Source organism: Leifsonia sp. Leaf336 (assembly GCF_001423695.1).
GTDB lineage: Bacteria > Actinomycetota > Actinomycetes > Actinomycetales > Microbacteriaceae > Leifsonia.
This window is the reverse complement of sequence record NZ_LMOZ01000002.1, coordinates 74,942-95,767: the sequence shown is the minus strand read 5'-3', so window position 1 is coordinate 95,767 and position 20,826 is coordinate 74,942. Positions and strand designations below refer to the sequence as shown.

The 20,826-nt window shown below is 67.9% G+C and carries 15 protein-coding genes; 6 read left to right on the top strand and 9 right to left on the bottom strand.

The window, feature by feature from the left end:
- Window positions 1-177: 177 nt before the first annotated feature.
- Both ASF88_RS09375 and ASF88_RS09370 read right to left on the bottom strand, forming a co-directional pair.
- Complete coding sequence (locus ASF88_RS09375; protein WP_157498296.1) at window positions 178-7,020, bottom strand: PA14 domain-containing protein; 6,843 nt, start codon at window positions 7,018-7,020, stop codon at window positions 178-180.
- Window positions 7,021-7,573: 553 nt separating this feature from the next.
- A complete protein-coding gene (locus ASF88_RS09370; RefSeq protein ID WP_055917177.1) occupies window positions 7,574-7,942 on the bottom strand; it encodes a VOC family protein in 369 nt (122 codons plus the stop codon).
- A gap of 60 nt (window positions 7,943-8,002) precedes the next feature.
- Between ASF88_RS09370 and ASF88_RS09365 the strand changes: the two genes are divergently transcribed.
- Entirely contained in the window at window positions 8,003-8,488 is a 486-nt protein-coding gene (locus ASF88_RS09365) for a MarR family winged helix-turn-helix transcriptional regulator (protein ID WP_055917174.1), read from the top strand.
- On the opposite strand, the gene ASF88_RS09360 is transcribed toward ASF88_RS09365, so the two are convergent.
- Window positions 8,480-10,069: an MFS transporter gene (locus ASF88_RS09360; protein WP_055917171.1), complete on the bottom strand. Its 1,590-nt coding sequence runs from the start codon at window positions 10,067-10,069 to the stop codon at window positions 8,480-8,482. The genes ASF88_RS09365 and ASF88_RS09360 overlap by 9 nt on opposite strands.
- 374 nt (window positions 10,070-10,443) lie before the next feature.
- Between ASF88_RS09360 and ASF88_RS09355 the strand changes: the two genes are divergently transcribed.
- Window positions 10,444-10,749, top strand: a complete 306-nt coding sequence (locus ASF88_RS09355; RefSeq protein WP_055917168.1) for a DUF2277 domain-containing protein — start codon at window positions 10,444-10,446, stop codon at window positions 10,747-10,749.
- Here the strand turns inward: ASF88_RS09355 and ASF88_RS09350 are convergent.
- From ASF88_RS09350 to ASF88_RS09330, 5 genes are all read right to left on the bottom strand, one after another.
- Window positions 10,673-11,671, bottom strand: a complete 999-nt coding sequence (locus ASF88_RS09350) for a PfkB family carbohydrate kinase (protein WP_235493377.1) — start codon at window positions 11,669-11,671, stop codon at window positions 10,673-10,675. The genes ASF88_RS09355 and ASF88_RS09350 overlap by 77 nt on opposite strands.
- 2 nt (window positions 11,672-11,673) lie before the next feature.
- Complete coding sequence (locus ASF88_RS09345; RefSeq protein WP_055917162.1) at window positions 11,674-12,672, bottom strand: glycosyl hydrolase family 32; 999 nt, start codon at window positions 12,670-12,672, stop codon at window positions 11,674-11,676.
- A 4-nt stretch (window positions 12,673-12,676) separates the two neighbouring features.
- Window positions 12,677-13,603: a carbohydrate ABC transporter permease gene (locus ASF88_RS09340; protein WP_082518878.1), complete on the bottom strand. Its 927-nt coding sequence runs from the start codon at window positions 13,601-13,603 to the stop codon at window positions 12,677-12,679.
- The gene (locus ASF88_RS09335; protein ID WP_055917159.1) at window positions 13,600-14,553 is read right to left on the bottom strand and encodes a carbohydrate ABC transporter permease; all 954 of its coding nucleotides are present in this window, start codon (window positions 14,551-14,553) and stop codon (window positions 13,600-13,602) included. The genes ASF88_RS09340 and ASF88_RS09335 overlap by 4 nt, the downstream gene beginning before the upstream one ends.
- Window positions 14,554-14,624: 71 nt before the next feature.
- A complete protein-coding gene (locus ASF88_RS09330; RefSeq protein WP_082518877.1) occupies window positions 14,625-15,917 on the bottom strand; it encodes an ABC transporter substrate-binding protein in 1,293 nt (430 codons plus the stop codon).
- 182 nt (window positions 15,918-16,099) lie between these two features.
- On the opposite strand from ASF88_RS09330, the gene ASF88_RS09325 reads away from it, so the two are divergent.
- The 4 genes from ASF88_RS09325 (at window position 16,100) to ASF88_RS09310 (ending at window position 19,527) form a co-directional block, all read left to right on the top strand.
- The gene (locus ASF88_RS09325) at window positions 16,100-17,128 is read left to right on the top strand and encodes a LacI family DNA-binding transcriptional regulator (RefSeq protein ID WP_055917153.1); all 1,029 of its coding nucleotides are present in this window, start codon (window positions 16,100-16,102) and stop codon (window positions 17,126-17,128) included.
- 34 nt (window positions 17,129-17,162) lie between these two features.
- Window positions 17,163-18,131, top strand: a complete 969-nt coding sequence (locus ASF88_RS09320) for a phosphotransferase (RefSeq protein WP_055917150.1) — start codon at window positions 17,163-17,165, stop codon at window positions 18,129-18,131.
- Between the two features lie 86 nt (window positions 18,132-18,217).
- Window positions 18,218-19,207: an NADP-dependent oxidoreductase gene (locus tag ASF88_RS09315; protein WP_055917148.1), complete on the top strand. Its 990-nt coding sequence runs from the start codon at window positions 18,218-18,220 to the stop codon at window positions 19,205-19,207.
- Window positions 19,204-19,527: a hypothetical protein gene (locus tag ASF88_RS09310; protein ID WP_055917143.1), complete on the top strand. Its 324-nt coding sequence runs from the start codon at window positions 19,204-19,206 to the stop codon at window positions 19,525-19,527. Before ASF88_RS09315 ends, ASF88_RS09310 begins: the two co-directional genes overlap by 4 nt.
- A gap of 16 nt (window positions 19,528-19,543) precedes the next feature.
- Here the strand turns inward: ASF88_RS09310 and lysA are convergent, their stop codons facing one another.
- Window positions 19,544-20,803, bottom strand: coding sequence for a diaminopimelate decarboxylase (lysA, locus tag ASF88_RS09305; protein WP_055917140.1), 1,260 nt, complete (start codon window positions 20,801-20,803; stop codon window positions 19,544-19,546).
- Between the last annotated feature and the right edge of the window lie 23 nt (window positions 20,804-20,826).

Sequence of the window (20,826 nt, the reverse complement as noted above, 5' to 3'; positions counted from 1 at the left end):
AGTCCCAGATGAAGTAGCCGCCTACTAGCGCCAGATATAGGACAGATATTGTCCAAACGATTGGATTTGTGCCCAAGACGCGACTCGGACCTAAGTACCCCACCAGCAGGCCAATGATTGCCGCAGGCGACAAGAGAACGATTCCGATGATTCGCTTAAGAGTGGTGTTCATAACAATCAAAAGAGACCTCGCCATGCTCTGTACACCGCTGCCGCGGCCCGGAGTATGAAGTTGCCATGTGACGCAAAAATAACAGACTTTGCACTGTGCAGCGGGCCGATCCTGATGGGAAGGGGTTTCGATATGGACGGCAATCTATAGCTAACACGTGGGAATTTGAGTAGCGATGCCGCCTTGCCTAGAACGAGTCCGCCCACGGCGAGGCTGGCGCCCTGGACAGCTCCGCCCGCAACATACGGGACCCAGTCTTGCTTCGAATGGTTTACTGCCCAGTTCGCTGCCCCGAGCGCCCCTCCAGCGATTACTCCAGCGGCAATACAAGTGATCGGATTTGTACAGGCCACTGCGAGTACTAGACCAATCGCAAGGCCACGCACAATGTCGTTATCCAACGCCGCTTTTCCAAAGTTCGCGACGTCGTCCCAGAAGGCTTTGCCAGTGAGGTCCGAGCCGTTTATAGGGTCGTTGGGATAGTTGTATGCGTTCGTGTTTCCGCCGGCGACGGGGTCGGTGGATAGGAACCTGCCGAGGATAGCGACGAACTGACGTGCGCCCATTTCGATGGTTCCGATGGAGCCTTCGTGTTCGTAGAGTTTTTGGTTTGACCCTTCCCACCCGTAGGTGGCTGTTTGTGAGGTGTTAGTCGGGACAGATTGGTCGGCGGTTGTGGTGCCGATGATCCCGGTGGCGGGGTCGATCGGGTTCCCGAACGGATCGTACTGCGCCACCTGACCTTGCCGTGTACCTGACCCGTCGGTAGTGACGACAACGTCGCCGTGGAGGTTCGCGAATGACCACGCTGCCGCGGCAGCCTGGAGCGAGACGACCACTCCCCCGGGAAGGGCCAGGGTGCGCTCGGTGACCGCTCCGCTGGTGGTGAGGGTCCAGTCGGGACTGTCGCCATCGCCGGAGAACCCGTACCGCACCGCGGACGCCGGTCCCGTGGCAGGTGTGCTGGTTCGGGCGACGATGCGTCCGGTCACGTCGCGGACGTATCCGATGGTCGGGCCGCCGGCGACGATCGTGGTCACGTGTCGGTCGGATTGGTCGTAGCCGATCGTCTGATCGGCCAACGTGGTGGTGTTGCCGCGGTTGTCGTAAGCGAGGGTGCCGCTGGTGATGCTGAGCGCGGTCGAGGCGACCGGTGACCCGGTGCTTCCCGCCGGCGGGGTGGTGCTGGTGAGCCGGTCGGCGTCGTCATAGCAGTAGCTGGTGACGGAGGCGGCGCCGCCGTCGAGGCTGTCGGAGAACGAGGTCCGGTTCCCGTTCGCTCCCGCGGTGGTGCGGCCGCAGGCGGCAGTTCCGAACCCGTAGTTGAGCTGGTGGTGCGGGATTGTCGCCGCCGCCAACCGTCCGGCACCGTCGTAGCTGTAGGAGGACGCGTATGCGGTGGTGCCGTCGGTGAGCGTATCGGTCAGCACCCGCCCGGACTGGGAGCGCACGACCGCGTCCGAGATCCCAGCTTGTCCGTTCGGGAACGCCCACGCCACCGACTGCACCGCCCCCGTCAGAGTCCGCGCCCAGGTCCCGGTCACACCGTTTCCGGCGTTCCCGGCCCCGGACGGGTAGGCGACGCTGGTGAGTTCGCCAGCGGTGTAGCTGGGTTGTGCGAGTACGTTGCCGGCGAGGTCCTTGACCGCGGTGACCCTGCCGTCGTCGTCGTAGGTGAACTGCTCACCCTGCGCTGCCTGCCCGGCGGGGGTGCTCGATTGGGTGACGAACTGGTTGAGGATGTTGTAGCTGTTGGTGGTGGCCGTGCCCCATACGTCGGTGTAGGACACGGTGCGGCCCAGGAGGTCGGACACGGTGGTGATCCGACCGTTCGTCGGCGACCCGGGCACGGCGTCGTCCCGCGCCCAGCTGGTGAGCGGGTCACCGGTTGCATCGGTGAATCCGAATGTCGCCGTCCGCGACGGTGACGAACCGGTCGCCGCGTAGGTCTGCTGCGTCACCCGGCCGCGCAGGTCGTACGTGGTGCACGACCACGCCGTGTCGCCGGTGCGTTTGGTGGCCACGACCCGGCCGAGGAGGTCGTACACGTAGGAGGTGACGATCGCGGCGCCGGAGGAGTTGGTAGCGCCGGTTGACGTCATCAACTGGCCGAACTGCGGTGTCGATGCCAAGACACCACACGCCGCCGTGCCGCCGTTGACCTGGGCCGCATACCCGCCGGTCTCGGTGTAGTAGGTGTTGGAGACGGTGGTGTTGCCTGCGGGAAGGGTCTGGGTGAGCAACCTCGAGTACTTGGTGGTGTCCGTGTAGGTCTCGTAGGTGCTCGTGGTGGTCAAGTTCAGGCCGGATGGGTCCACGCTGGTGGAGGTGGCGATGCCGAGCCACGGGGTGGCGTAGGCGGTGCTGGTCTTCATCGCTGGGACCTGGCCGTTGGAGACGCCGGCGACGCCGGCCGGTGCTGAGTCGTCGGTTTGAGTGCTGGTGGCCAGCCCGTAGTTGGGTGAGAGATCTCCGCTGGGGACGTAGACGCTGCCTGAGCCCGGGGGGATCCATGCCATCCGGGTCATCTCGGTGCTGGAAGTGGCGTGCGTGTAAGCCAGCCTGATCCGCACTTGTTGACCGGCGGTTGTCGTGATGGATGCGGTGCCGGTGCCGGTACTGGTCTGGTTGATGACGAGGACGTCGTTGAAGTAGACCTGCACGGTGTTGTCGGTGTACACGCTGAAGCTGTATTTCCCGGCGGCGGGGAAGGTGACGGTACCGGTGATCTGCGCCGACCAGTTGGTGGCGTTCACACCTGTGACGGGTGCGCCGCCGGGCCAGATCTGTTGGGCGTCGGCACCGGTGAAGACGGGTCCGTACGCGGCGGGGATGCCGCTGAGGGTGGTGTTGTTGTAGTAGGCCGCGACCAGGCCGGGCATGCCCTGGTCGTAGCTGGTCGAGGTGTGTGCGGGCGTGATCGCGCACGATGCTGTCGGGTGCAAATCGGTACCGAAACAGGATGAGGGTGCGGGCCCATAAGTGTCGGTCGGGCGGTCCTGCTGGTTGTAGAGCGTGGTGGACTCGCGCCCAGCAGGATCGACCGTGCTCGTCGGTTGGTCCTTCACGTTCCAGGTGGTGGAGGTGGCGAGCCCGGTCGCGGACAGGGCGGTGGTGCGCCGCCAGGCGGCGTCGTAGTTCGCAGTGGCGGCGTGCCCGTTCGCCGGGGCGGTGGTGGAGGGAGTGAGCCCGGCCGCGTCGACGAAGGTGGAGCCGGACCCGTCACTGTTCGTGTTGTAGGTATAGGTCTTCTGGGGTCGCTGGCTGTTGGTGACCCCGTCCGGGGCAGGCAGAGTGATCTGGGCGACCTGGTTGTTCAGATACGCGATGTCCGTGGTGACTGGTCCGGCGGGGTCCTTGTCCGGGTGTGCCGCGAGCCAGTCGTTGACGGTCGCGGACCGGATCGTGGAGAGCAGCCCGTTCTGGTAGCCGAAGTCGGTGGTCTCGCCGCCGGGGTCGATGATCCGGCCCAGCTGAACACCACCGGCGGACACGTCGAGCTTTGCCGGCTGGTTCGGATCGGTCGAGTCCTTCAGCTGGGTGTAGAGGAGTTGGGTCATGTCGTCGAAGGAACCGGGAACGTGGCCGGGGTAGATGATGCCGCAGATCATCCCGGTAGGTGCCGGAACGAAGTCGTCCCGGCTCGGGCACAGCGGTCCGGAGCTGTCCGAGTCGCCGGCGTAGGCGAACTTCACCTGTCGGGTATAGCTACCAGACACCAGGGAGAGCGGGTCGGAGATGCTGTCTAGCTGGTTGGTGCCGGCACGGTAGCCCAACACCGGGGTTGCCCGCTTCTTAGCATCCATGATCTGGGTGATCTGGGTGATCTTGCCCGCGGTGTTGAACTGGTACACCGTCCCGGCCTCGTCGGTGAGGGTATAGACGCCCTTGCTGTCTTGGGCGAGCACACCCTGCTCCCCCGGCGGCGGCGTGTAACCGCCGGTCGTGGTCTTGGTGTAGGTGTGGGTGGCGCCGGTGGTATCGATCAGCGCGACCGACCCCTCTTTCACCTCAGCGCGGACGTAGATGGCGTCGTTGCCGTTGAGAGCGGTGGAGGCCCCCCACCCGGGCGGCAGGGTGTCCACGCTGCGACTGAACCAGGAGGCGGGCACGACGTCGTTGATGGTCTTCTGTGACCCGTCGGTGTCGGTGTAGGTGCCTTTCACCCACAGTTCAAAGGTGGCCGGCCCGCTCTGGTTGAAGTACTGCACCGCGATCGGGGTGGGCTTATAGGTCCCCGCCGCCCCAGTGGTGAGCTCAGGTGCGCTGCCCCAGGAGACCGCGGTAGTAAAGGTGTTCGTGAATTGGTCGATCGCCGTGGTGCCGTTCAGGATCAGCTTTGCGCCGTTATCGCGGATGAATCCGAACGTGTACGAACCGTTCGCCGGCGGTGTGATGAACCCGGTCCACTGAGCCATCATGTTGTTGTTCGGCACCGACGGTGCCGGCTGCTCGGTGCCCCAGTCGAAGCGCAACAGTGAGTCCGTGCGCACCAGCGCGACCTTGCTGGCCAAGTCGGACCGGGTGAACGAGAAGTTCGGGTTGGCCCCATCGCCGGAGAGGTCGTAATAGGTGCCGGTCAGTCCCTTCGTGGAGGGTGCCTGTGAGTTGTAGCTGAACGAGAGCCCCATCGGGCCGCCCAGCGTCGACACGGTCGGCGACGCGAAGGACAGGTTCGCGTTGCCGTTGGCCAGATTCACACTGACCCCGCCGGCGGCGTCGGTCGGCGATGGCCCACCGGTCCCCAGCCGGGCCGTGTACCGGAAGTGGTTGATCCATGACCCCGGGGACTTGTCGTATCCGTCATCGACCACGATCACCCACGAGTAGGTGACGCCGTCCTGCAGCACCCCGTCTGGGATCTGCCACGAGTACGGGGCGGTCGTGAACACTGGAGATACTGCGACGATGCCGCTCTTGCCATCCGAGCCGGTGGTCACCCGGATCTGGTACTTCAACGGGTCGCCGTTGGCATCCGTTCCCGCCGTCCCGGTCAGTGTCGGAGTCGGCGTGACCAGCACGGTTCCATCAGTGGGCGCAGTTGTCCCCTGCGCGACCACGCCTGGCGTGTTCGTGGTGAAGGAGAACACAGGGGTGACCATCTGGGAGCAGGAGTTTGAGGGTGTGTTGAAGCAGTACCCGTCCTTGACGAACAGGTGGTAGTAGTACTTGGTATTCGGCTTCAGAACCGTGTCCGGGATCGTCAACGGGTTGTTTGTCACCCACCCCGAGTTGTACACCACTCCGGTCTCCGCGTCCGCACCGGTGGCGACCCGGTAGTAATACCCCAGACCCGTCCCGGTCGGGTCACTGGATGAGATCTTGAACGTCGGGGTCAGACTCGCCCGCGACCCGTTCGCTGGCGACGGCGCAACCGCGACCGGAGCAGACGGGTAGTCCGCCCAGGCCACATACAGTGCGGCGTCCAGGCTCTTCAACGTGTAGGCGCCTGCGATCTCTCCACCGGCGAGCATCAGGTAGTTCCCCGACGAACGAGCGTTGACCCAAGTTGAGATCTGTTGTGCCAACCCGGCACCGCTCGAGGCGCCCGAGCTGCCCACAGTCAGCGATGCCAGGTTCGTGCCGACGCCGTAATAGCTGAAAGCGGTCGCGTAGTCGACTGCCCCTGGGTAGGTGGTCGAAGTGCCGACGATGCCGTTCATCGCGACCGAGATCTGCGCGTCGAGCACCTGCTTGCCGAATAGCTGCTCATAGGGGAAGTGCACGATCGAGCGCCACCAGTCATCGCCAGGGTCGCGGGCGTTGCCCACCAGAATCGTGTCCGTGCGAAGCGTCCCATCCGCTTTGTACGAGTGGATATCCTGCGCTGCCGCACCCCAGGTCGTCGGGTCCACGAACACCGGGTAGACCCGGTCCGAGTCGGTCAGCCACGACCGCGACGGCGACAGGGTGATCTTCCAATCCGAGCCGGACTTCGTCACCGTCACCGGGACATTTGTCGTCGCGTCGCTAGACTCCCCGTCCACACCGGAGGAATCCCACATCAACGGAGTCGGGATCCTGAACCGTGCCGTCCCGTTCGAGTCCTTGAAGTCCACGCCACCGTCAGCGTTGACCGCAAGCGTCAGGCCCGGTGCGTGGACCTTCCAGACGAACGAGGTCACGGACGCGTCGGGCGCCTTGTCCAGCTTCAGCGTCTCCTTCACCGCGCTCGGCTGCACCTCGTACTGCAGGTCAACGTTGTTGAACACGTCCGGATAGCTCGCCTGGTTCGCGTCCACCCCGTTGCGCACCGCATACGGCAACGGCCGATCCAGGGTCGAGTCGGCCGCACCCTGCAGGGTGTAATCGATCGTGTAGCCGTCCTTCTCCACCGACAGCACACCGGGATCCGACGCGTCATTAGCTAGCTTCGGGTGCAGCGCATTCTGATCCACGCTCATCCCACCGGTGGCGTCATCCGGCAGCAGCGTTGTCTTCGACTCCGCCCACTCGCCGTCCTGCACCATGTTGATCGGTGTCGGCGATACCTCGGTCACGTGACTGCCATCCGGCTTCGTGTACGTCGTCGTGAACTCATCCCGCGACTCCACCGTCGCACCCGACAGATCCGCGGGCACCTCACCGGTCGTGGGCGCGGCCTGATCTGACGTATCCGCCTTCAGCTTCGTCGGAGTCGCCTCGGGCGTCTGCGTCCCCACCGAGTCCGCTGCGCCCGGCGTGACCGGGGCAGCCGTCGACAGCAACGCAGGAAGACTCGTCGGCGAGACCGCCGGCGGCTGATCAGCAGCTGCCGCCTGTGTAGGAACCAGAACGCCCGCCACCAATGCCGCGGAAACAACGAGAGGAACACCAGCAGACGCGACCGAGCGCAGCAAACGACGCACAAAAACCCCAGAGAGCGAGACCGGCTCTCCCCCGACGGTCGAGCGCTGAGCTTGAACTATCGATTTGCAAAGCTGCAAGAAACAAAAGATTCATGAAGATTCGTACAGAGATGAGGTCCCAAAACGGGGGGTCTTTGGGTCGCAAGAAGCGTCTCCATAATCCCTGCGGCACGCGCGGCGGACCGGGACGGGGATGACAACAGCCCTACAGCAAAGGCGACTGGCGTCGTCTGTGTGATCGCGCCCGGCACTGCGATTCCGGGCGCCACCCGGAGCCTCAGCTCCGTGGTCAAGATGCGATCGCATTCCTCGCGGGCGCGGATACGCCGCGCCCGCGGGCTCACCTGCTTACCCATTCAAAACCGTAGTGAGTCATTTGGGACCTCCTGACCCGGTGGGTTGGCCACCAGCTGCGGCTCCCCGACCGCCGCGGAGAGCAAGTCCGTGGCCCACTTGGCGGCGATCGTGACGCCTCCCGGATTCGTTCAAAACATTTTGTATTTGTTTCTGCTACCCTTTCGAGGCGTCCTACTCCCCTGCGGGATGGCGCCCGTCACGCCCTGTCATGCAGCGTGATCTGGTAGCCGTCCGGGTCCACGAACGTGAAGGTCCGCCCGAACGGCCCGTCGATCGGCGCTGCCGCAATGGCGTGGCCGTCGGCGACGAGGGCGTCGTGGATCGCCTGCACCTCGGTGGCGTGGAGCCAGAGCGCGACGCCGACCCCGGGCTGGGCGGCGGAGTCGAGGTCGGTGCCGGGGAGGAGGTCGCGGAGCGCGAACGCGATCGGCGTCGTCTCGAAGACGACGGCGTGTGGAGGCCCGGCGGGCGAGCGGACGAGGCCGAGGTACTTCTCGTAGAACGCCTGGGAGGCGCCGAGGTCGCGGACCTGCAGGGAAATGAAGTCGGGGCCGGTTGCGGGCATGATTGCTCCTTCGTTTCGTGTCAGTTTTCTGACACCTGGAGTCTATGTCAGACTACTGACATGAGTCGGGACACCGTCGGCATCGACCTCGAGACGTCGCTGGGCTACCTGCTGAAAGAGGCGTCGAGCGCCCTCCGCACGGCCATGGAGGAGGTCCTCCGACCGCTCGGGATGAGCGTCACCCACTACTCCTGCCTCGAGCTGCTGGCCCAGCGCCCCGGCCTGTCGAACTCCGAGCTCGCGCGCGGCGCCTTCGTCACCAGGCAGACGATGAACGTGCTGCTGCAGGCGCTGGAGCGCGACGGCTTCGTGACCCGGGCGACGGAGGCCCCCGTCGGCAAGGCGCTCCCCACCCGACTCACCCCGCGCGGCCGGCGCAGCCTCCAGAAGGCGACCGCGGCCGTCCGCGGCGTCGAGCTCAGGATGCTGGCCGGCATGACCGACACCGAGCAGGCGGACGCCTTGCGGAGCCTGCAGAGCATGGTGCGGGCGTTGCGGGGCGAGAACGGGAGTGAGAACGGAAACGGCGAGACTCCGTCACCGTGACCGCGCGGCCTCCGTCTCCAGGAGGTGCTCGACGACAGGTTCGCCTACGGCGAGCGCTAGCGCGCTGTCGAGCAGCTGACGGTCGTACTCGGTCATCCGCTCCTCGTGCTGGCTGAGGTGCTCGCTCCACGATCCGACCTGGAACGCCTCCACCAGGACCGCCGGGTCTTCGCGGTCCGTGTACAGACGCCAGTCGCGCGCGCCCGTCCGGCGTCGCGAGCGGCCGACGGCGTCCATCCTCGACGCGAACTCGTCGCGACGCTCGGGCGGGACGGCGTAGCGGATCAGCACCAGCACCGGTGTGGAGTCGCTGTCGTCCAGCGGCTCTCCCTGCACCATCGGCACGTCGGTCAGCGGGATCGGGACGATCGCGCGCCCCTTGTCGCGCGTATCGATCGCCGGCCGCAGCGCGCCGACGATCCCGATCACGACGAGCAGCGCGCCGCAGACGACGAGCACGACCACGACACCGGCCCAGCCCGCCAGCGCACCGGTGACGGCCGCGCCGACAGCGGTCGAGCCGAAGAGCACGAGCTGGTAGATCGAGAGCCCGCGCGTGCGCACCCACACCGGCAGGAACGATTGCACCGTGCCGTTGATCGTCGCGATCACGCCGATCCAGGCGAACCCGGCGACCACCAGCACGATGACGACGAGCCACAGCACGGGCGTGACGGCGACGGCGAGGGTGCAGAGCCCGAACACGGCGGAGGCGGCGGCGACGATCGCCCCGGTGCTCCAGCGCGCCCGCAACGGAGGGAGCAGGAACGCCCCTCCGACCGAGCCGACACCGAGGGAGGCGAGCAGCAGGCCGTAGCCTCCCGCGTTCAGATGCAGCTCGGAGCTCGCGAGCACGGGGAGGAGCGCCCAGAGACCGTTCGCCGGGAGGAGGAACAGCGCGAGCCGCAGGTACAGCCCGCGGATCGCGCCGGCGTTGCGCACGTAGCGCACGCCGGCGCGGGTCGCATCGAGGAAGCGCTCGGGCCGGCCTCGTCGGGGCACATAGCCACGCCATGCCACCAGCGCGACGAGGAACACCAGGAACGACAGCGCGTTCGCGACGAAGACCGCTGTCACCCCGAGCTGCGCGACCACGAGCCCCGCCAGCGCCGGGCCGATCGCGCGCGCGACGTTGACGCCGATGGAGGACAGCACGGCCGCGTCCGCGATCATCGGCGCCGGCACCACATCCGGAACGACGGCCTGATACGCGGGCAGCTGGAGGGCCGAGCCGGCGCCGAGCAGGAACGTCACCGCGAGCAGCAGCGCAGGGGTCATCGCACCGGCCCAGGTGAGCCAGGCCAGTCCCAGCACGATGAGGAACTGCACGGCCTGCACGACGATCAGCAGGGTCCGCCGGTTGAAGAACTCCCCGAGGACCCCGGCCGGGAGGGCGAGCAGCAGCACAGGAGCCGCTGCAGCCGTCTGCACGAGCGCGACCACCGACGCGGGGCTCCCCTGTTCGACCAGCAGCCACTGCGCCCCGACGGTCTGCATCCAGCTGCCGATGTTGCTGACCAGGCCCGCGATCCAGAGCAGCCGGAAGACACGGACCCCCAGCGGGGCGAACGCGGAACTCATGGCCGTGTCCTTCCAGCGACGAAGACGACAGGAGGACCCTGCAGCGCACGGCAGCCGCCACGCGAGGATGAACTCCGTCCCCGCTCTGTCTAAAGCCGAGGGGGTGTGGGTGTCAAGGTCCTGCCGGAGCCGGGTGCCGGTTGCAGCGAGCCTCGGGACTACTGGCTCTGCGGAAGCGTGATCGAGTCGGTGTTCAGAGGGACGGCATCGGTCGCGATACCGAGGTCGGTGTCGCGGAGGGTGCGCTCGATGTGGTCGCGAAGCGAGCTCATTGCGGGTGGTTCCTTATCGTGCTGCGGGTGACAAGACATCCTGCGCCATCCTTCCTGAGAACTCCCAGAGCAAGCGGAGCGCGATGGAGGTATCGTCGCGGCATGTGCCGGAACATCCGCTGCCTCCACAACTTCGAACCGCCGACGACCGACGACGAGGTGCGTGAGGCGGCCCTCCAGTTCGTCCGCAAGGTCAGCGGATCGACGCGCCCCTCCCGGGCGAACGCCGCCGCGTTCGAGCAGGCGATCGACGAGATCGCCGAGGCGACCAGGCGGATGCTCGATCAGCTCGTCACGAACGCGCCGCCGAAGAGCCGCGAGCTGGAGGCGCTCAAGGGCCGGGAGCGCCACGAGAAGCGGATGGAGCGCGAGGTGCGGATCCGCACGACCGCTGCATCGCCTCTGTGAGCTCCCGCCGTGTCGGCGGGTCGGCTCCGCGGCGGCCGACGGTGATCGCCGCGGCGCGCGAGGCCCGCTCCAGCAGACGCGACAGCGTGTCCACGTCGACGGCGCGGAGGGCGTCCCGCCCGCCGACGCCGCTCAATCCCTCGGCCACGAGCCCGTCGAGGAGCGCCGCCGAGAAGGTGTCGCCCGCGGCGACCGTGTCGACCACGTCGGCGCGCACCGCGTCGCACGCGACGCTGCCGCCGCTCGCGAACGCGAGCGAGCCGCGCGCTCCCCGGGTGAAGACGACCAGCCCGGCTCCCTCGCTCAGCCAGCGGGAGGCCGCCAGCCGCGGCGACATCCCCGGCGCGAGCCAGGCGAGATCCTCCTCGCTGAGTTTGATGACATCCGCCAGGGCGAGGATGCGCTCGATGCGGGCGCGCGAGCTCTCCCCCGAGACGGAAGCGCGGATGTTGGGGTCCACGCTGACGATAGAGGTCGCGCGAGCGGCGCGCAGGTAGCCCTCCACCGCCGTGGCTCCCGGTTCGAGCGCGGCGGCGATCGAACCCGTGTGCACGACCGCGGCCGGACGCACTCCGTCGAGGGCGGCCTCCCAGGCGAGGTCGAAGTCGTAGGTCGCGGAGCCGTCCGCGGCGAGCGTCGCCCGGGCGGTCGCCGTGCGCGCGATCGGCGTGGTCTCCACCTCCACCCCGGATGCGGTCAGCCAGTCGCGCAGGGCGTTGCCCCGCTCATCGTCGCCTAGCGCCGTCGCGAGCCGCACGCGGCGATCGAGTCGGCCGAGCGCCAGCGCGGTGTTGGTCGGGCCGCCGCCGAACGCCTCCTCGGGTCCGGCCGCGCCGTCGAAGATGTCGACGAGCGCCTCGCCGATCACGAGGAATCCGTCGCTCGGCGTCCCCAGCGGCGGGGCGCCGCGGCGCGAGTTCACGCTCAGCACCCGCCCGCGGCGCCGACCGGGACGGTCCACGCCGAAGGGTCCACCGCGTCTCCGAGCACGACGACGCCGTCGCGCACGGAGATCGCGCGCGGGTCGGTGATGCCCCCGACGAACGAGCCGTCCGGTGCCGTGTTCTCGAACGCCAGGAACACCGGCCGGCCCGCGCGCCGGTCGCGGATGACGCGACCGACGTACAGGTCGTCGGCGGTCAGCTGGCGGGCGTCCCGCGGGTCCCATCGGCCGTCGGTGTCGGCCACGACCGCCCAGGTGCCCCCGGAGGTCCCTGTGCGCCGTCTCTCCTCGGCCAGGTCGGGGGCGAGGCAGGAGAAGAAGAGCACGCTCTCGCCGTCGATCTCGGCGGTGTTGAGCACCTCCAGCTGGCCGAAGCCGCTGCCCGGCTCGCTCAGCGGCGGCTGCAGCTCCCAGTTCTCGAGGTCGTGGGAGACCGCGGTCGCGATGACGCCCCGATCGTCGGGACGCCCGTGGTTGGCGCGCGCCGTGACGAGCATCCGCCACACGCCGGCGCGCTCGTCGCGGTACACCCACGGATCGCGGAACGCCTCGTCGTGCCAGTGGCCGTCGGCGAGCCGCTCGTACCAGCGGGAGTCGGCGGTGAGGATGGGGTTCCGGTCGCTCTTGGTCCAGTCGTAGAGGTCGCGCGAGGTCGCCACTCCGACGCTCTGGACATTGCTGCCGTCCGCGAGCCGCGTGCCGGTGTAGAACATCCGCCAGACCCCGTCGTCGCCGCGCACGACGCTGCCGGTCCAGGTGGCGAGCTCGTCGAAGGCGGGGGCGTCGCTGCGCACCAGGGCGTCGACGACGCGGGTCCAGTTCACCAGGTCGTCCGAGACGGCGTGGCCGATGGAGGCGCGGTAGTGCCGCGCGTCCGGGTCCTTCAGCGCCTTCGACGCGTAGAGGAAGAACAGGTGGTACCGGTCCCCGTCGTCGGCGAGCCAGAAATCCCAGACCCAGCTGTCGGGGAGTGAGTACATGAGGTCAGCCTTTCAGCCCTTGTGAGGCGATGGAGTTGACGAACGAGCGCTGGAAAGCGACGAAGAGCGCCAGCACGGGGACGGTGATGATGGTCGCGTAGGCCATGATCTGACCCCACGACGTGTTGAGCTGCTTGAAGTAGTCGATGCCGACCATCGCCGGACGCACGGCTTCGCTCTGGGTGACCATGAGCGGCCACAGGTACTGGTTCCACGCGGGCAGGAACGTCAGGATCGCGACGGTCGCCACCGCGGGGCCGGCCAGCGGCATGATGATGCTGCGGTAGATGCGGAACCAGCCCGCGCCGTCCACGCGCGCCGCCTCGTCCAGCTCCTTCGGGATGGAGTCGAAGTACTGGTAGAAGAGGAAGATCGAGAACGCGTTGGCGATGAACGGCACGATCTGCACGGTGTAGGTGTCGAGCCAGCCCTGGACGATCTGGGTGCCGTCGAAGTACGGAAGCTGGTTGACCTCCCACAGCAGCGGCAGCGCCATGACCTCGAACGGCACGATCAGCGTCGCCAGGATGACGCCGAGCGCGATTCTCCCGCCCGGGATGCGCATGCGGGAGAGCGAGAAGGCGGCGAGCGAGTTCACGATCAGTCCGAGCCCCACGGTCAGCATCGAGATCAGGATCGAGTTGAACAGGAACTGCGCGAACGGCACCCGGTCGAACACCCCGAGATAGTTCTGGAAGCCGAGGTCGCCGACCGGCAGGAACGCCTGGATGCCGTCGAGGTCGTGGAAGATCTGGGCGTCCGGCTTGAAGCTGGACACGATCATGAAGACCAGCGGGAGGCCGAAGACGAGCGCCAGGACGATCTTCAGGACGAGCGTCAGAGCGGGGCGCCAGAGGGACCGGCGACGACGGTCGGGTTCGAGCGCGTGCGGGGTGTCGATGTCCGCGACGTCGCGGATGGTGTCGGTCATCGCCGGGCCTCCTTGTCACGGGTGAGGAATCTCTGGATGAGTGTGACCACCAGCACGAGCACGAAGAAGACCAGCGAGATGGCCGACGCGTAGCCGGTCTGCTGCTGCTGGAATCCGCTGCGCACGGCCTGGAAGACCAGCGTGGTCGTGGCGTTGAGCGGGCCGCCCTGGGTCATGATCTGCACCTGGGTGAAGAGCCCGAACGCAGCGATCGTGATGGTGATCAGGATGAACGTGCGCGTGGCGCGCAGGCCGGGCCAGGTGACGTGCGCGAACTGCTGCCACCGGGTGGCGCCGTCCAGCGACGCCGCCTCGTAGAGCTCCGCCGGCACGGTCTGGAGGCCGGCGAGCCAGATGATCATGTGGAATCCCATCGCCTGCCAGGCCGACATGAGGATGATGGCCAGGAGCGCCCAGTGCGGGTCGCCGAGCCAGTCCGGGCCCTGGATGCCGACCTTGGACAGCAGCACGTTGATCAGGCCGTCCTTCTGGTACATGAACAGCCAGAGCATCGAGACGACCACGATCGACGTGACGACGGGCAGGAAGAACACCGTGCGGAAGAAGGTCGTGCCGCGGGTGCGGGTGTTGACCAGCAGCGCGAGGATGAGCGCGAGCCCCGACTGCAGGGGCACGATCACCACGGTGAAGATGATCGTGTTGCGCAGCGACGCCCAGAAGGTGTCGTCGGTGAACAGGGCGACGAAGTTGTCCATGCCCACGAACTGGGCGGGCTCCGGCGAGACCAGGCGGGCGTTCGTGAACGCGAGTCCGAAGGTCAGGCCGATCGGCACCAGCAGGAAGGTGAGGATGAGGACGGCCGCGGGCAGGAGCATGACCCAGCCGACGGCGGCCTCCTTGCGGCCGCCGACGAGGCGGGTTCTCACCTGCTTGCTCGGTGCTGGGGCGGCGTCGCTTCGCTGCGGCGCCGGTTTGGCGATGGTGCTCATGAGTGACGTCCTTGTCTGTCGACCTGGCCGGTCCGGGAGGCGAGCGGTCGACCCCCGGACCGGCCCGGCTGCTACTTGAAGTAGTTGTTGGACTTCTGGTTGGCGTCGATGTCCTTGACCGCCTGGTCGAGGGTCGACTTCGGGTCCGCGCCGTTGACGATGTCCTGGGCGGCCTTCGTGAAGGTGGTGGCGATGAACGGGTAGCCCGGGGTCACCGGACGCACCTCGGCGAACTTCTTGGAGAACTCGCGGAAGATCGCGTTGTCGCCGCCGGCCTGATAGCCGGGGACCATCGCGGCGGCCGCGTCGGTGGCCGGGATCGTGCCGGTCGCCTTCGCGACCTCGGCGACGTACTTGTCGGCCGCGGCGAACTTCATGTACGCCATGGCGCCGGCGGTGTCACCGCACGTCTTCGAGACGCCCCACTGCCACGAGGCGCCGCCGATCTTCGGCCCCTTGCCGAGGTCCACCGACGGGAGGAAGACGGCGTCGTCCTTGAACTGCGCCCGAACCTGCTCGGCCGCCCAGCCTCCGTCGTAGAGGATGCCGGTCTTGCCGTTGACGAAGTCCGCCACGGGGTCGGAGCCGGACTTGGCCGCGATGTCGTTGCTCGTGACGAGGCCGCGGAACCACTTGGCCCAGTCGACGGCCTCCGACCCGTTGAGGACGCCGTCGGCGGTCTTGTAGCCGTTGCGATCGATCAGGTCGCCGCCCGCGCTCTGCAGGAACGGCGAGTACGCGTACGGCCACCACTCGCCGGTCAGGCCGGTGGAGAAGTCGGCGGGGTACTGGAACTTGCCCGTCGCCTTCAGCTTGTCGAGGGCGTCCTGGAACTCGGCCTTGGTCCACGGCGAGTCGACGGTCGGGATGCGGATCCCCGCGGCCTCCAGCGTCGACTTGCGCGACATCATCGCGAGCGCGACGTCGTAGAAGCCGTACGAGTAGGTCTTGCCGTCGTACTTCCCCACCGTCGACGGGAGGAACTTCGAGAGCGTCGAGTCCAGCCCCGTCAGCGGAGCCAGGTAGCCGGCCCAGGCCCAGTTCGGCACGTTCGGGCCGTCGATGTCGAGGATGCACGGCAGCTTCTTGGAGGCCGCGGCCGCGGTGACGGACTGGTTGTAGGAGTCCTGCGGGAAGGCCTGGACCTTCACCGTGTACTTCGACTGGGACTTGTTGAAGTCGGCCACGATGGCCTCGATGGCCGAGAGCTCCGCCTTGTTGCCGGCGTTGTGCGTCCACATCACGAGCTGGCCGCCGGATGTGCCCGCGCTGCCGCCGCCCTTGGCGCAGCCGGTCAGAGAGAGCGCCGCGGTGGCCGCGACGACGGCCGCGGCGATGAGCGCCCGGCTGGTTGTCTTCCTCACGATGGTGATCCTCCATTGGATATGTAATCGTCGACCCGCCCGGTGTGGGGTGGATGCTGAATGCGTTTAGCTTGTTGCTAAATGCGTTTAGCAAGGTAGAAAATAGCAATAGGATGGACCGCGCGCAAGCAGGTGGCGAAAATCTCCTGCTTGAATGGGTCCGCAGATCGAAGGAGGCCGGCATGTCGGACAGGGTGACCATCGCCGACGTCGCCGCGAAGGCAGGCCTGTCCAAGGCGGCGGTGAGCCTGATCCTGAACGACCGCCCCGGCACCCGGCTCTCCCCCGAGACCGCCGAGCGCGTCCGCCGGATCGCGGAAGAGCTCAACTACCGCCCGAACCCCGCCGCCCGCACCCTCCGCTTCGGCAAGTCGCCGATCATCGGTTTCGTGTCCGACGACGTCACGCTCACCCGTTACGCGTCCGCGATGATCCGGGGGCTCCTCGACGTGGCGGAGGACCACTCCCACACGGTGCTGATCGCCGAGACCGGCCACCACCCGGAACGACTCGGCGGCGTGCTGGACGCCATGGTCGACCGCCGCGCAGCCGGCCTCGTCTTCGGGTCGATGGCCGCGCGGCAGGTCGCTCTGCCTCCGCTCCCCGACGATGTCCCCGTCGTGATGCTCAACGCGACGACCTCCGTCGACTACCCGGTCGTGCTCCCCGACGAACGGGCCGCCGGAGCCGCGATGGCGCAGGTCCTGATCGACGCGGGCCACCGCAGGATCGCCCTGTTCGGTCGCATCGCTCCCGAGATCCTCCCGCCGGAGGAGTCGGTGACGATCCTCGACCGCTTCGCCGGGATCGACGCCGTGCTCGCTGAGAACGGGATCGAGCTCGTCGCCGACCTCCATGAGCGGCACTGGGAGCCGGCGGCCGGCTACCGCATGGCCCGCGAGCTGCTCGACAGCGGCGCCGACATCACCGGCCTGATCTGCCTCAACGACAACGTGGCCTTCGGCGTCTACCAGGCGTTCCAGGAGGCCGGCGTCCGCATCCCCGACGACGTCTCGGTCGTGTCGTTCGACGACGACGTCCTCGCGTCGATCCTGCGGCCGTCGCTCTCGACGGCCCGCATCCCCTACGAGCAGATGGGACGCAAGGCGATGGAGCTCGCGCTCGCCGGCGACAGGACGCCGGCGCGTCACCTCATCCCGATGCCGGTGGTCCAGCGCGATTCCGTGAAAGACCTCGCCCGCGGAGCGTGACGGTTCGGAGCCTCCTGTGTTGAAGAATGAGCCTGTGGCCGAGGTCCCGAAATCGAACACCCGAGTGCCCTGGGAGCAGGTGCCCGCGCCGGTACAGACCTGGGTGGCGGAGCTCCTCGGCGAACCGATCGTCGGCGCCGTCTCCCAGGCAGGCGGCTTCTCACCCGGCGCCGCGGATCGGCTGACCGGTGCCAGCGGCAGCCGCATCTTCGCCAAGTCGGTGTCGCGCGGGCTGAACCGGCGGTCGTTCGAGCTCTTCCGTTCGGAGGCGGACGTGTGGAATGCGCTGACCAGGTTGTCTTTGCCTGCACCTCGATTTCGCGGGTGCGCCGAGCATGGCGACTGGATCACCCTCGCTTTCGACGATGTGGAGGGACGCGAGCCGGGCGGCGACGATGCGGACATCGCCGCCGTGTTCGGCGCCCTCGCCGATCTGCCCGAGATCTCCGACCAGCTCGTCCTGCCTCCCGCGCCGAGCAGGTCTGCAGACCGATCGGCCGCGAGCAGAGCCGCGAGCTGGTCGTCCGCCTGGCCCGAGCTGCTCGCGGAAGGGAGGTCTCTTCTGCCCGACCGCCTTCGCGGGCACGGCGACGAGTTCGCCGAACTCGCATCCCAAGCCGGACGAGCCGCTGAGGGCTCGCGGCTGGCCCACCTCGATCTCCGCCCGGACAACGCCATCCTGGAGGCATCGGGCACGGTCTGGCTCGTCGATTGGCCGTGGGTGGGTCGCGCAGCACCGTGGTTCGACGAGCTGAGCTACCTCACGGGACTGGCGGCGACCCGTCCGCTTGCAGCACTCGACGAATGGGCCTCCCGCCCCGGTACCGCCCTGGCCGCAGCTGCGCCGGAGGATGTCGACGCGGTGCTGAGCGCGCAAGGCGGCATGCTGCTCTTGCAGAGCTCCCGGCCGTCACGGCTGGCCGGGTTGACCGACCTGCAGAGCGTGTTCGCGCTCCGCCTTCTCGATTGGGTCGCCCTCCGGCGCAGTTGGCACGGCGCCTGAGTCGCCGAGCTGACAGTTTCGACGTTTCTCTCGACTTTGGTGATTTAGCTAGCTAGGTTAGATACAAGCCGAGCTAGTGAGGCATTATGTCCAGTAAGCACGAAGAAGCGTTGATCGTCGAATACGACCGCACCGGCGATACGGATGTGCTGGAGGTGCGGCGCAGACCGCGCCCGCCGGCGGCTGCCGGAGAAATCGTGGTCGAGGTCATCGCCTGCGGCATCAGCCACATCGACGGCTTCATCCGGAGCGGGCGAGAGACCGACTGGCACGAGCCGTTCCCGCGACGATCCGGCAGCGATTTCGCCGGGATCGTGGTGGAGGTCGGGCCTGGCGTGTCCGGCTTCACGCCGGGCTCCGAGGTGATCGGGCACGTCCGCTCGGGCGCTCAGGCGACCTACGTCGCGGTCCCGACTGAGGCGCTGGTCCCGAAGCCGAAGAACGTCGGCTGGGAGGTCGCCGGCGGCTTGTACCTGTGCGGCGCCACCGCCTTGGACACCCTCGACGACCTCCGCGTCGGAGCGGGTGACGTCGTCGTCATCTCGGCCGCGGCCGGCGGCGTCGGAAGCGTGGAGGCCCAACTCGCCAAGCACGCAGGAGCGACGGTGATCGGAACCTGCGGCGACAGGAACTTCGACTACCTGCGGCAGCTCGGCATCAAGCCGGTCCGCTACGGCGACGGCATCCACGAACGCATCCAGGAGGCCGCGGGCGCTCCCGTCACCAGCTTCATCGACAACTTCGGGCAGGACGGCCGGGACCTCGCGAATCGGCTTGGGGTGCCGCCCGAGCGCTACCGCTCGAGCGAGGATCGCCGCGACACCGAGCTGCGCCTGTTGAGCGACGACGCCGAAGCGGTCGCGCACGGCACACGGCAGCTCCAGCGGCTCGCGCAGTATGCAGCGGACCATGCTTTCACGCTCCTCATCTCGGGCTTCTATCCCCTCGAAGCGGTCGCCGACGCGTACGCCGACCTGAACAAGCTGCACGCGCGAGGCAAGGTGGTGCTCGGCACGCATCCCGTCACGACGTACCGGTACCCCAAGGCCCGCGACGTGCAGGAGGCCAGAGCGTGACGCCGACGACCCCGATGACCCCGGTGACCCGGGCGCCCCGCGCGCAGACGACCGATGCCGGCGACTTCGCGACCGCGGCCGCGGCCATCGACGCGGAGCGCGACCGCCTCCTCGAGGCCTTGGCAGCGACGCGCGGGCAGGCCCGCGCCGAGACCGACGAGCGGGTCATCCACTCGCTCGCCCGGCTCAACTCACGCGCCGACGAGCTCCGCGCCACCTTCTTCCCGCAGGCGACGGCCTTGAGCATCGCCCACGGCACCGCGACCACGTGGAGCGCGTCGGGCCTGATGAGAACCGTCTGGCGGAAGGCGGCCGGCTAGCGCGCCGAGCCGGCCCTCACAGATCCCGATCGAAGAGGTCGTCCCACGTCTCCCGTCGGATGACCGCCCGCGCTTCGCCATCGCGCACGAACACCACCGGCGGCCGCCGGTAGCCGTTGTAGTTGTTCGCCATCGTGTGCGTGTACGCGCCCGTGGCGGCCACCGCGAGGAGGTCGCCCACCCGTGCCGCGGGCAGCCGCAGCGGGTCGATGAGCACGTCACCCGACTCGCAATGGCGGCCGACCACCACGACCTCCTCCGCATCCTCATCGTGCAGACGGTCGGCGAGGACCGCCTCGAAGCGCTGCTGGAAGAGGGCGACCTCCAGGTTGTCGCCCATGCCGCCGTCGACGGCGACGAACGTGCGGGCGTCGCGCTTGACGGTGGTCACGGTGTAGAGGGTGAAGGCCGAGGCGTTCACCATGCTGCGGCCGGGCTCGATGATGATCTCGGCGTCCGCGGGCAGGTGCTCGTCGGCCGCCGCGAGCAGCGCTTCGACGTACTCGTCGACGGACGCGGGCCGGTCGTCGGTCGTGTAGCGGGCGCCGAGGCCGCCGCCCAGGTCGTAGACCGGGAAGGTGCCGAGGGCGGCGAGCGGTGCGACCGCCGCGGCGAGCTCCGCCGCATCCATGATCTGCGAACCGACGTGGGCGTGCACCCCGCGCAGCTCCAGCAGCGGGCTCGCCTCGATGCGGGCGATGAGGAGGCGCGCTGCCGCGGCGGTCAACCCGAACTTGGATCCCACCTGGCCCGTCTGCACGGCGGGGTGCGTGGACGACACGACGTCGGGGACGACCCGGACGAGGACGCCCTGCGCGCTCCCGGGCTCCACCAGCTGCTCGAGGCGGTCGACGTCGTCCTCGTTGTCCACGACGACCAGACCGATGCCGGCCTCCACCGCGATCCGCAGCTCCTCCGTTGTCTTCGCGTTGCCGTGCATCACGATGAGCGCCGGGTCGACTCCCGCGCGCAGGGCGCTCAGGATCTCACCGCCGCCCGCGACATCCAGGCCGAGCCCCTCCTCCACCATGACCCGCTGAACCGCGGTCGCCGGGAAGGCCTTCGACGCGAACACGACACGCGCATTCGGCCGTCGCGACGTGAGGGCGGTGCGGTACTCGCGTGCCCTTGCACGCAGCGAGGCCTCGTCGACGACGATCGCCGGAGTCCCGAACTCGCGCGCGAGGTCGTCCACCCGGCAGCCGCCGACCACGAGGGTGCCGTCGGGGTCGACGGCTGCTCCGGTCGGGAAGAGGTCGAGGAGGGGATGGGGCATCGCTGAGTCTTTCGTCTGGTTCT